General features: G+C 50.8%; 12 protein-coding genes. All 12 read left to right on the top strand.

What is annotated here, in order from left to right; all coding sequences use genetic code 11:
* The first annotated feature begins 1 nt into the window (after position 1).
* A complete protein-coding gene (locus tag Pelsub_RS11370) occupies positions 2–220 on the top strand; it encodes a heavy-metal-associated domain-containing protein (protein ID WP_116223620.1) in 219 nt (72 codons plus the stop codon).
* A 191-nt stretch (positions 221–411) separates the two neighbouring features.
* Positions 412–1152 (top strand): hypothetical protein, encoded by a 741-nt coding sequence (locus tag Pelsub_RS11365; protein ID WP_116223621.1) that lies wholly within the window; start codon positions 412–414, stop codon positions 1150–1152.
* A 278-nt stretch (positions 1153–1430) separates the two neighbouring features.
* On the top strand, positions 1431–2435 hold the full coding sequence (locus Pelsub_RS11360; RefSeq protein ID WP_126440516.1) for a WD40 repeat domain-containing protein: 1005 nt from the start codon (positions 1431–1433) through the stop codon (positions 2433–2435).
* 244 nt (positions 2436–2679) lie between these two features.
* On the top strand, positions 2680–3381 hold the full coding sequence (locus Pelsub_RS11355; RefSeq protein ID WP_116223623.1) for a hypothetical protein: 702 nt from the start codon (positions 2680–2682) through the stop codon (positions 3379–3381).
* A gap of 192 nt (positions 3382–3573) precedes the next feature.
* Positions 3574–4440 carry a DMT family transporter gene (locus tag Pelsub_RS11350; RefSeq protein ID WP_126440515.1) on the top strand — a complete coding sequence of 289 codons (867 nt, stop codon included), beginning with the start codon at positions 3574–3576 and terminating at the stop codon, positions 4438–4440.
* 41 nt (positions 4441–4481) lie between these two features.
* Entirely contained in the window at positions 4482–5402 is a 921-nt protein-coding gene (locus Pelsub_RS11345) for a DMT family transporter (protein WP_116223625.1), read from the top strand.
* 145 nt (positions 5403–5547) lie between these two features.
* Positions 5548–6936, top strand: a complete 1389-nt coding sequence (locus tag Pelsub_RS11340) for an 8-oxoguanine deaminase (RefSeq protein ID WP_116223626.1) — start codon at positions 5548–5550, stop codon at positions 6934–6936.
* Positions 6936–7679 carry a GntR family transcriptional regulator gene (locus tag Pelsub_RS11335; RefSeq protein ID WP_116223627.1) on the top strand — a complete coding sequence of 248 codons (744 nt, stop codon included), beginning with the start codon at positions 6936–6938 and terminating at the stop codon, positions 7677–7679. Before Pelsub_RS11340 ends, Pelsub_RS11335 begins: the two co-directional genes overlap by 1 nt.
* 29 nt (positions 7680–7708) lie before the next feature.
* On the top strand, positions 7709–8662 hold the full coding sequence (gene pyrB / locus Pelsub_RS11330) for an aspartate carbamoyltransferase (protein ID WP_116223628.1): 954 nt from the start codon (positions 7709–7711) through the stop codon (positions 8660–8662).
* A gap of 302 nt (positions 8663–8964) precedes the next feature.
* Positions 8965–9945 carry an ornithine carbamoyltransferase gene (locus Pelsub_RS11325; protein ID WP_116223629.1) on the top strand — a complete coding sequence of 327 codons (981 nt, stop codon included), beginning with the start codon at positions 8965–8967 and terminating at the stop codon, positions 9943–9945.
* A gap of 13 nt (positions 9946–9958) precedes the next feature.
* A complete protein-coding gene (gene arcC / locus Pelsub_RS11320) occupies positions 9959–10912 on the top strand; it encodes a carbamate kinase (protein WP_116223630.1) in 954 nt (317 codons plus the stop codon).
* Between the two features lie 182 nt (positions 10913–11094).
* Positions 11095–12381 carry a BMP family lipoprotein gene (locus Pelsub_RS11315; RefSeq protein ID WP_116223631.1) on the top strand — a complete coding sequence of 429 codons (1287 nt, stop codon included), beginning with the start codon at positions 11095–11097 and terminating at the stop codon, positions 12379–12381.
* Positions 12382–12434 lie beyond the last annotated feature (53 nt).

The raw sequence follows: 12434 nt of genomic DNA, 5'->3' as shown, positions 1-12434 counted from the left end.
GATGACCAAACAGCTTATTCATATTAAAGATATGCACTGCCCGGCCTGCGTGATACGCCTGGAGTCCCTTGAAGATGATGTACCGGGGATCACCTGTGCCCGCGCCAGTCTGCGGAGACAGACACTCGAGGTGGACTTTGACGAAGCGGTGATTCCCATTGAGCAAGTTCTCAACGCCGTTCGGGATTTGGGTTACCAGGTTGACATTCACCACACATAAATTACGAAGCCTTATATGAGACGTAATAAAAGTTCAAAATACTTCGGGTATTTTGAACTTTTTTTATCAGGCCATTTCAAAAAGAACAACTGATTTCCCAAGAAAAAAACAACTCGGCAGCTGACTTGTACCTGATTTAAATTGCTATACAATTATAAAGACTTTGAAATCACAAAGACACGGAGGGAAGCGTGTTTTCACAGATATTCACACAGTTGATCGTTTATTTTCGCTATTGGACAATATCCGGCAGCGGCTTGTCGCTGCTGTTCGGCTTGCTTTGGCTGCTGCTTTACCGGCCGCCATTGTTCAAGCAGCCCCGTTTGTGGCTGGTGATGTTGGGCGGGGCGCTGGCAGGCGTGCTGGCCGTCTCAATTATCCAAACGCCTTTGAGTATCCTGCTCAATAAGCTGTGGCATGAGGGTGCCGGGCTGGGACGGCTGCTGCTGGTTGGGCTGCTGTCGGTAGTGACGTTAGGCCTGGTGCAGGAAGGCGCCAAACTGGTGCCGCTGCTGGTGCTGCGCAAGCGGCAGGGCGGGCAGTTGGATGAGCAGCAAGGCTTGTCGGCAGGCGCGGTATCCGGCTTTGGGTATGGCTTTCTGGAAACGTTCTACGTGATGAATTATCTGTTCATCAGTGGATGGAACTGGGACGTGCTGGCCAACGAGTACCCGGCGCTGGTGTTGACCAGCCTGGAGCGCGTCTGCATGCTGGGGCTGAACATGGGGCTGAGCGCGCTGGTGGGCTGGGGCCTGGCCAAAGGCAAGGGCCTGCGCTTCTTCCTGTTGGTGGCAGCACTGCACGCCTTTGTGGCTTTCATCAGCTTCCTGATGGCCAATCTGAACTTCCCGGTGGTGATCACCGAGCTGGCGCTGATGGTGATCATTATCGTGCTAACGGTGGTGATGTTGTCGATGCGGGGAGAAGAATAGATGTAAGTTGGTAATTTGCTTAGATGAATTGAATTTCTTCAAAGAATCAATACAACAATATGCGAATATTTCCTAATACTATTAAAAGAATTTTATTAAAATTTATTTTTATTTTCCCGACAAATGTGAAAAATTTAGATAAGAAATTTTGTCAATTCAGAATTTTTAAAAGTAAAAATTTCGTTAGTTTATAAATCTCCTCTTTGCATTTCTCAATATCATTTATGACTAACTGTTATAATTTCCTCTAGCGGGAAAAAATATATGGAGTTTATTAAGTGGATAATCAAGAAATATTTGCTAACGGAATAAAACAAAAATATAGTATTCCAACGGATAGCAAGTTTACACAAATATGTTGGTCACCTGATGGAGATTGTTTGGCCTTGGGGGATGATAACAGTAATTGTGTTCTCTGGTCTTTATCAACAGGTAAAAGTGAATGGAGTGATACCGGCGCGTCCGCAGGTGTCAAGTCTGTAGCCTGGGATGCGAAGGGACAACGCATTGCTATTGGTTGTGTCGATGGTTCTATACAGATTCATTATCGCGATAACCCCATCCATTATTGGAAGGATCAAGGAATAATTATCCGTCAAGACGAAGCGAATGGCAATTGTGAATGGGAACATTTAATCCAATTAAATAGATGGGGGGACAATCAAGTAATACCCGGCACGGTTGCATACATTCAGTGGACCAATTTCCCAGATACATTATTGTCTTCCCATCAAAGTGGAGAGACGGTCTTGTGGGATTTACGGAATGGAGAAATGATATTTAGGCAAAGCTACACAGGGATTGATGATACAGATAATACCAATTCGGTAGATCCGAGAGGAAATTTATTAGCTTTTGCCATTAGTCGATCTCTTCAAATTTGGAATATTCAGCCATGGAGGAAAGAAGTCGAAATAATGCAGGACTTTCCGCATTGGCCTTCTTGCCTCGAATGGTCAAAAGATGGCAAGTTCATTGCCGTAGCCACTTGGAATGGCAAGATATTCATTTTTGATATCGAAAGAAGATCATGTATTAAAACAATAAATGCGAGTCGAGACCGGTTAAGAGCAATATCTTTTTCACATGACGGATCGTTAATGGCTGTAATAGGAGCTGACCAAATCATTCGTGTGTGGAGAACAGAAGATTGGAGTACCAGAATTCAATTACCTGACTTGGATGGACCTCTTTCTGAATGTCTTGCTTTTCACCCTAAATATAATTTATTAGCGGTAGGAACTAAAAATGGTCAATTAATCAAGATTTTTGAACTATCATAATTTGATCATAGAAATCATCATTTTGTTTACAGAAATCAGGATAAATATCCATCCTTAATTACTTAACAGGACATTCTTAAGAGGGACTAAATTATGTGAAAGATAATAGTGATGCAAAGTTGTTCTATTTTTAAAACTAGTAATATTCCCTTAAAGCGAACAACTGATTAATAATTCCGATTGGGTAGTTTAATCGGCGCTTTGAAAAAACAATTAAATCAAATTTATATTCGAAAGGGAAATAATGTATTGTCTGTATTGTGGGAGGGAGTTATTTAAGAATGCAAGGTATTGTGCATTTTGCGGACAAGAAGTTGATCCACAAAACCAAGATTTAGAAAAAACAGAACCAATACTATGGGAATATGGTTTTTTTCGTCGTTGTTGGGAACATAAAAAAGGAGGACGTTGGTATATTAGCGATAATCAAAATGAGTATGACATTCGACAAATAAATTGGGCAAATGATCAAAACGAATTTCTACCCATTATCCAAGAACGTATTGATAAAGGTTGGGAACTTGTGACTCAACCAGGTCCCGGTAGCTATTATATGGGCAAGGATTTTGACAGTTTGGGTACTTGGTATGAGGTTAGGGCTTTTGTGGTTGATTTTCGTCGCGTGCAAAAAAATTCCCTTTCCGAAAAAGAACAATATTTGGTTGGAGAATGGTATAGCACCAATGAACCAGTTTTTATTAATCCATTTAATCAAAATAAAAAAATTAAGAGAGATCAATTAATTTTTCATAGCGACCGAAGGTTTATTTACCGTCCAAGATATGGAAATGAATATAATGGGGTTTTTCATGAGGAAGAAGGGGATCTATATTTATCTTTACGATTTCCTATGGAATATGATTATAAATGTAAGAAAATGAAAATAAAAATTTCTTTTAATGATATTGATTTAATTTGTGATAAAGGAATATATCGACGTGCTTAATCACCTTGTTAGGTGGACTCTATAAATTATTCAGCGAAATATCTCATTGAAATTTCGAGGAAAATCTCATTACGATCACGGTGACGACGATGATGGATCGAACTGTGAGACTCGTGTTTTCCTTAAAAATTGACCACCAAATTGACAATTTCCATAGATAAAAAATGGGCCTTAGTGATAGAATCCATCGTCATGCGCAATACACGTGGATATCTTTCTCTGTTCATCACCATCCTGATCTGGGGCACCACTTTCCTGGTGACCAAGATTATATTGCGCGAGATGGGGCCGCTGCAGCTGACCGAGCTGCGCTTTGTGCTGGCTTTCCTGCTGCTGGCGCCGCTGGCGGCCCGGCAGGGTTTTCGACTCAAGCAAATCTTTACGAAGGAATACATGCTATTCGGCCTGACCGGGACGACGCTGTATTACGCGCTACAGAACGTGGGCATGACCTACACGTCGGTGAGCAGCACGGTGCTGATCCTGTCGATTGTACCGGCGTTGACCACCATTCTGGCAGTGATTTTCCTAAAGGAACGTATTGGCAGGAGCCAAATCTTGGGCATTATCCTGGTGACGGTGGGCGTGGTGCTGGTGAGTATTGAAAACGGGCAGGGTGAAACGTACGATCATCCGCTGATCGGCAACCTGTTGATCTTCATCAGTGGGCTATCGTGGGCGATTTACACCATCCAGGGACGCAAGATGTCCGAGGGACAACCGGCATTGGTAATGGCCGCTGCCAGCATCGGCGCGGGCATGCTGCAGATGATCCCTTTCGCGGCCTGGGAGATTGCTGAGCAGGGCCTGCCGTACCTGAGCGGAGCGGGCTGGCTGTGCGTGCTGTATCTCAGCCTGGTGTCCTCCGGTCTGACCACCTACCTGTGGAATGACGCGCTGCACCATTTATCCGCCAGCGTGGCTTCATCCTATATCAACCTAGTGCCGGTTATCGGTATCGCCAGCGCGTACCTGCTGGGAGAGCAGCCGCCCCTGATCCAGATCATCGGCGGGGTACTGGCCATCTCCGGCGTGCTGTTGAGCAGCCGTTCGACTTAATCAAGTCCAAATTTTGAATAAATAAATTATAGAAAGAGGTATTGGCAGTTGGCTGCCAATACAACAATTTTGCCATGAAAAACACACGTGGATATATCGCACTCTTCATCGCCATAACGATCTGGGGGACTGCATTTATGATCACCAAGCTTGTGCTGGGTGTGATCGGCCCGCTGCTGTTGACCGAGATCAGGCTGGTGATCGCCTTCCTGACCATGGCGCCGTTCGCCGCCAGACAGGGCTTTCGCCTGAAAGATATTTTCAACCGCGATATCATGCTGTTCGCTTTGACCGGTACGACTCTGTATTACGGCTTGGAGAATACCGGCATGGTGTATACCTCAGTCAGCAGCACAGCCCTGATCCTGGCCATCATCCCGGCGCTTACCACTGTTCTGGCAGTGGTCGTGTTAAAGGAACGCATCAACCGCACCCAATTGGTGGGCCTGGTGCTGGTGACGGTGGGGGTCATGCTGGTGGGCTTGCAGCAGAACCCGGACGTACGTTCGCCGCATCCGTTATTGGGCAACTTGCTGGTTTTCCTGAGTGCGTTATCCTGGGCGGTCTACACCATCCAGGGGCGCATCATGGCCAGAAAGCGCAGCGCCCTGGTGATGGCCGCGGCCAGCATTGGCGCCGCCATCCTGCAGCTGCTGCCGTTTTCCCTGTGGGAGACGGCCAACCAGGGATTGCCCCAAATGAACCTGATGGCCGTATTGGGCATCTTCTACCTGGCGATCGTATCCTCCGGCCTAACCACCATTCTGTGGAACGAAGCGCTGCATTATCTGCCTGCCAGCGTGGCTTCACCGATTGTCAACCTGTCCTCGGTGATTGGGCTGGCTGGCGCTTTCCTGCTGGGTGAAAAGCCGCCGCTGATCCAGATCGTCGGCGGGGCCATGGCACTGGGCGGTGTGCTGCTTAGCAGCCGCTCGGCAAGTGACGAACAACCCGAAGCATAACCAGCCGATTTCCATACCAATTTCCTGATATTTGTCATTCTCCGACCATGAGGATTGTCTAAACATATCTTAATGAACTGTACAAATTTGTATACTTTGTCCGACAATTAAGTTATAATGGATTTGTGATTACAAGGAGCGGCTTATGACAACACTTCTGGTCAAGAACGCCCGCCTGATGGCGACCATGGACAGCGGCCGCCGCGAGATTGCGGGGGGCGGATTGTTCATCGAGGATGGCTTCATCCAACAAGTCGGTCCCAGCTCGGAACTTCCCCAAAGCGCAGACGAGGTATTGGATTTATCCGATTACGTGCTGCTGCCCGGGCTGGTCAACACCCACCACCATTTTTACCAAACACTGACGCGCGCCGTTCCGGCCGCACAGGATGCCAACCTGTTCAACTGGCTCAAGACGCTTTATCCGATTTGGGCGCGCATGACCCCCGAAGATATTTATATCTCCACCAAGACCGCCCTGGCTGAACTGGCCTTATCGGGCTGCACCACGGCTTCCGACCACCTGTACCTTTTCCCCAACGGCTCCAAGCTGGACGACGAGATTGCCGCGGCCCAGGAAATGGGTGTGCGCATCCAGGCCTCGCGCGGCTCCATGTCGCTGGGCGAATCCAAAGGCGGCCTGCCGCCGGATTCGGTGGTGGACAGCGAGGAGAGCATCCTTAAGGATTCCCAGCGCCTGATCGAACGCTACCACGACGCCAAGCCCGGCGCGATGGTACAAATCGTTCTGGCGCCCTGTTCGCCTTTCTCTGTGACCGGCGAATTGATGAAACAGTCGGCTGTGCTGGCGCGCCAATACGGCGTGCATCTGCATACGCACCTGGCCGAAACCCAGGACGAAGAAGCCTTCTGCCGGGAGCAGTTCGGCTACCGGCCGGCCGGCTATATGGAATCGCTGGACTGGGTCGGCCATGACGTATGGTTCGCCCATTCGGTGTGGGCCAACCAGGATGAAATTGAAATGTTCGCGCACACCGGCTGCGGTGTGGCGCACTGCCCCAGCTCCAATATGCGCCTGGCCTCCGGCATCGCGCCCATCTGGGAATATATGGCGGCCGGCGTCAACATTGGTTTGGGCGTGGACGGCTCGGCCTCCAATGACTCATCCCACTTGCTGGCTGAAGCCCGCCAGGCCATGCTGCTGGCGCGCGTGCGCGCGGGCGTGGAAGGCGCTTCGCTCTCCGGTTCGGCAGCTCCCATCCTGACTGCCCGCCAGGCACTGGAAATTGCCACCATCGGCGGCGCGGCGGTGCTGGGCCGCACGGACATCGGTTCGCTGGAACCCGGCAAATGCGCCGATTTCATTGCCATCAACCTTAACCGGCTGGATTACGCCGGCGCGCTGCACGACCCGTTGGCAGCCATTTTATTCTGCAACCCGGTTGGGGTGGACTATAACGTGGTCGGCGGAAAATTCATTGTAAAGGAAGGACAATTGCAGACCCTCGATTTACCCACACACGTACAAAAACATAATCAGGCCGCGGCGCGGTTGATGGAAGGGCAGGCATAATGGCGGGTCATTTGGATAAAAATCCGCACGAAAGCCCCTACCAACGCTTGCAGCGTCAGTTGGGCGATTTGATTGCCGCGTCTGAACCCGGCACGAAGCTACCCACAGAACCGGATTTGGCTGCCCAGATGGGCGTTTCGCGTTCCACTTTACGCGAAGCCATGCGCTCGTTTGAAGCACAGGGCCTGCTAATCCGCCGTCAAGGCGCGGGTACCTTTGTGGTCGGCAAGAGCGGCGTGTTCGAGACCGGCATCGAAGTGCTGGAATCGTTGGAGACCATCGCTTCCCGGCTGAAGTTGAAGATATCGATGGGGGAGAGCCAGATTGAAACCATCCAGGCGGATGAAGACATGGCAAAATGTTTCGAGGTGCGCAAAGGAACGTCACTATTGTGCGTGACCCGCGTGATGCACGCGGAAGGGCGCTCGATTGCCTTTCTGCAGGACATCCTGCCGCGCGACATTTTGCCGCTGAAGGATCTTCAGGAAACCTTTACCGGTTCTGTCCTGGATATGCTCATCCGGCGGGGGAAACCCCCGTTGGAAAAATCGTTTACCGAAATCAATGCGGTTTCGGCGCCCTCACGCGTGGCGCGCGCGCTGGAAATCCAGCGCGGAGACGTGTTGTTGATGTTTGAAGCGGACCTGTTCGCTCTGGACGGGTCGGCCGTGGATCATTCACGCTCCTATTTTCTGCCCGGCTATTTCCGCTTCCACGTATTAAGAAAAATCGGAGTTCCATAAAAAAACAAACCAATTTGGAGGTATTTAGTATGCGTAGTTTTTTAGGACGTGACATTCTTTCGTTGAAGGACTTTGAGCGCTCGGAATTTTTCCGCGTTTTCGAAGTCGCCAGTGAGCTGGAGCCGATCGCGCGCGAGCGCCGCAACACCGATATTCTGGCCGAAAAGACCATGGTGACGGCTTTCTACCAGCCTTCCACCCGCACCCGTTTGGCTCACGAAGCCGCCATGCACCGCCTGGGCGGGCACGTGACCGGTTTCTCGGATGCCAAGATGACCCGCGCGGGCGACTGGTACCAGGAATCCATCAAGGATACCGTAAAAATGTTGGAGTATTACGGCGACGTGATTGTCATGCGCCACTTCCAGCAGGGCGCACCGGCCGAAGCGGCCAAATGGGCCAGTGTGCCGATTATCAACGCCGGCGACGGCTGGGGCGAGCATCCCACCCAGGTGTTGACCGACCTGTACACCGTACTAAATGAAATGGGCACCATCGATGGCCTGACTTTCCTGTGCATCGGCGATATGCGCATGCGCACCATGCACTCCCTGTCCTATGCGTTGACCCAGTTCGACGCCCAGGTGATTTACGTGGCCCCGCCGGAAATGTCCCTGACCGATGACTTCAAGAAGGAATTGGACAAGTACAACCTGCGCTACACAGAAGCCGAGCACGTGGCCGACGTGATTGACCAGGCCGACGTGATCTACATGGAACCGGTTGTGCAGCCCGATTACACCAAAGCCCGCCAGGAAGCCAGCGAGAACAAGGGTATGACCCCGGCCAATTACCAGGTCACCCGCAAACTGCTGGCCGATAAGGCGAAACCCGATTCCATCATCCTGCACTCCCTGCCGCGCATGGACGAGCTTCCTCCCGATGTGGACAGCACCCGCCATGCCCGTTACTGGGAAGAGGCCTTCAACGGCGTGGTCATGCGCATGGCTCTGCTGGCGCTAACCTTAGGCGCGATGGAATAAGAGCAAAGTTGTGAAATTGGGGCGCGTGCGAAACGCGCCCATTTTTGTCCAAAGGTCCATTCGATGGGCGTTTTTTCACCCATTCACAGTATGCCTAACCTTTGATAAGTCATTGTCAGGTACACCCCAAAGGGTGCAGGTGAATACCTGACTTACAGACTAAGCGGAAACAATCATTGCGTATTCTTTTTGGGAAAGGACCTCAGAACAAAAGCCTGGATTCTTCGCCAAAAGAAGGCTCAGAATGACAATGCAAAAGGACCGGCTTTGACGGTCTTGTAATACTGAAAAAGGAGATAAATATGCAAACATTTTTACACGGGCGCGATCTGATCGGCGACCTCGACTTCAGCAAGGAAGAAGTCGAAACCGTTCTGGACGTAGCCTTCGATCTCAAGCGCAAGCGCTCGCTGAATGAGCCGCACGCATACTTGCGCGACAAGGTGCTGGCGATGTTGTTCTTCTTCAGCTCCACCCGCACACGCGGCTCTTTCGAAGCCGGCATTGCCCAATTGGGCGGGCACGGCGCTTTCATCGAAAGCAAAACCACCCAGATTGCCCACGGCGATACGCCCAAAGAAATCGGCGAGATTTTCGGGCGCTATTTCGACGGCATTGCCATCCGCCACTGTGACTGGGGCGTTGGCAACAAGTACTTGAACGACGTGGCCAAGTATTCGCGCGTTCCGGTTTTGAACATGCAGTGCGAAATCTACCATCCTTTCCAATGCCTGGCCGATTTGATGACCATCTGGGAAAAGAAGGGCCGCGATTTGCGCAAGAAGAAGATTGTGGTTTCCTGGGCGTACGCGTCCTCCTATTCCAAACCCATCTCCGTACCGCAGTCGCTCGTTCTGCAAATGCCGCGCTTTGGCTGCGACGTGGTATTGGCGCATCCGCCAGAGTTCAAGCTGATGCCTGAAATCATGGACCAGGCCCGGGCCGAAGCCAAAAAGGCGGGTGTGGCCTTTGACGTGGTTACCGATATGGACGAAGCCTTTAAAGATGCCGACATTGTGTATGCCAAATCCTGGGGTCCGCTGGTAACCACCACGGATCTCGATGAAGGCAAAGCTATCACCGATAAATATTCAGACTGGATCACCAACGAAAAACGTATGAAACTGGCCAAAGATGATGCGATCTATATGCATCCCCTGCCTGCAGATCGAAATATCGAAGTTACGGATGGCGTTATTGACGGCTTGAATTCTGTTGTGTATGACGAAGCGGAAAACCGACTTCACGCGCAGAAAGCGGTCATGGCGCTGACCATGAGCTAAAAAAAGGAGATATATGAAAGACCAAGTTGCGGTTGTTGCCATCGGCGGTAATTCACTGATCAAGGACAAAACCAAAGTTTCTGTGGAAGACCAATATTTAGCTGCCAAGGAAACTACCTTCCATATTGCCGACATGATTGAAGCCGGTTGGAACGTAGCCATCGGGCACGGCAACGGCCCGCAGGTGGGATTCATCCTGCGCCGTTCCGAAATTGCGCACAAAGTTGAAGGTATGCATGAGATTCCGCTGGATGTGTGCGGAGCCGACAGCCAGGGCGCAATTGGATACTCACTGACCCAAACGCTGCAAAATGAGCTGCGCAAGCGCGGTATCAATAAGCCGGTAGCCACTGTCATCAGCCAGATGCGCGTGGACGCGAACGATTCGGCTTTCCAGAACCCCAGCAAACCGATTGGCGGTTTTATGGAGGAGGAGGAAGCAAAGAAACGCGCGGCGAATTTAGGCTGGCAGGTAGTTGAAGACGCCGGCCGCGGATGGCGGCGGGTAGTGGCTTCTCCCATTCCGCAGGAAGTCCTCGAGCTGCCTTCTATTAAAGAGCTGATTGCGGCGGGCCATATCGTAGTCACTGTGGGCGGCGGCGGTATCCCGGTTGTGATGGAAAACAACGAAATCAAAGGTGTGGCAGCGGTGATTGATAAAGACTACGCTTCCTCGCTGTTGGCGCGGGAAATCAAAGCGGACTTATTCCTGATCTCTACGGCAGTGGAGAAGGTGGCGCTTAACTTTGGTAAACCCAATGAGAAGCAGATTGACCGCATGACGCTTTCCGAAGCCAAGGCTTACCTGGCGGAGGGAACCCATTTTGCTAAAGGCTCCATGGCTCCCAAGATGCAGGCCATCATTTGGTTCCTGGAAGCGGGCGGCAAACAAGCTCTCATTACCAACCCGGAGAATATCGGACGGGCGCTGAAAGGCGAAACCGGAACCTGGATCGTACAAGATTAAATCGATTTGTAGGACATAAAGCTTAAAATTTGTCTAAACAATTGATTAATCAAAAAGTTTAGATTAGAATGCTCCGCTGGTTGACAGAGCAAGCAATTGCTCTACAATTAAGTGGAGCGTTTTTTTATCAAACGCCAGGAAAAACGGCTCTATTTTGATTAAACTAAATGGAGGAGAAAAATATGAGCACGAAAAAGTTTTTCAAAGTTTTTGTTTCCCTATTGGTAGCGTCACTCTTGTTGGCTGCCTGTGGTCCGGCAGCAACGGAGGAAGCTGCCGCAGCTGAACCGGCGATGGAAGAAGCAGCTCCGGCAGAGGAAGTTGCCGAACCGGCCGCAGAAGAAGCCGCAAGCACAGATTTTGTTTTCGGTATTCTGATGGTGGGTGTGTATAACAACAAAGGTTGGGATCAGGCGCACTATGACGCCGGTTTGTATATTGAAGACCAGATCCCCGGTACATCCATGATCTATATCGACAAAGTCAACACGGCTGACCGGCCCGGTACAACTGCAGCGCAGTTAGCTGAAGAACTGGTTTCCAAGGGCGCGAATCTCATCATCTTCAACTCGGACGATATGAAAGACAGCGCTACTGAATTCGCAGTCAATCATCCTGATGTATACGTGATCTACTCCACGGGCGATACCCAATGGGCAGAAGGCGCGAACTATCAGGAACTGGCCAATATGAAGAACATCATGGGTCGCATGGAATATGGCAAGATGATTGCCGGTTGTGCAGCCGCCCTGACATCCGAAACCGGTAAAATCGGTTTCCTTGGCCCGCTGATCAACGAAGAAACCCGCCGCCTGGCAGCATCCGCCTATTTAGGCGCAGAATACTGCTGGCAGAATTACGCAGGCAAAGACCCGGCCGACCTGACCTTCGAAGTCAACTGGATCGGTTTCTGGTTCAATATCCCCGGTGTGACCTCTGATCCTTCACAGGTCACCGACGATTTCTTCAACAGTGGTTATGACGTAGTCATTTCCGGAATCGACACCACCGAAGCTTTGGTGGAAGCCAAGAAATTCGCCGACGGCGGCCAGACGGCTTATGCCATTCCTTACGACTACGAAGGCGCTTGCGAACAGGCTCCTGAAGTCTGCCTGGGCGTTCCCTATTTCAACTGGGGCCCCAGCTACAAACAAGCCATCCAGGAAGCCATTGACGGCACCTGGACCAACTCGTGGGAGTGGTTAGATCCGGATTGGACCGACATCAACAACAAAGATACCTCCATGATCGGTTTCAAGAAGGGCGATGCCCTCAGTGCAGAGAACTCAGCCACGATAGATGCATTCATTGCCGAATTGGCTGGCGGTTTGAACCTGTGGACCGGCCCGCTGAATTTGCAGGACGGTACGGAATATCTGGCCGATGGCGAAGTTGCCACCGATTACCAGATTTGGTACCTGCCGCAATTGCTGGAAGGCATGATTGGCCTAAGCTCAGCGGCTGAATAAACCTTAGTAATTACAGGGGAGGGATACCTGGGCGGTCCCTCCCCTCATCTTAT

This window comes from Pelolinea submarina (assembly GCF_003966975.1).
Taxonomy (GTDB): Bacteria; Chloroflexota; Anaerolineae; order Anaerolineales; family Anaerolineaceae; genus Pelolinea; species Pelolinea submarina.
This window is presented reverse-complemented; position numbering and strand designations above follow the sequence as displayed.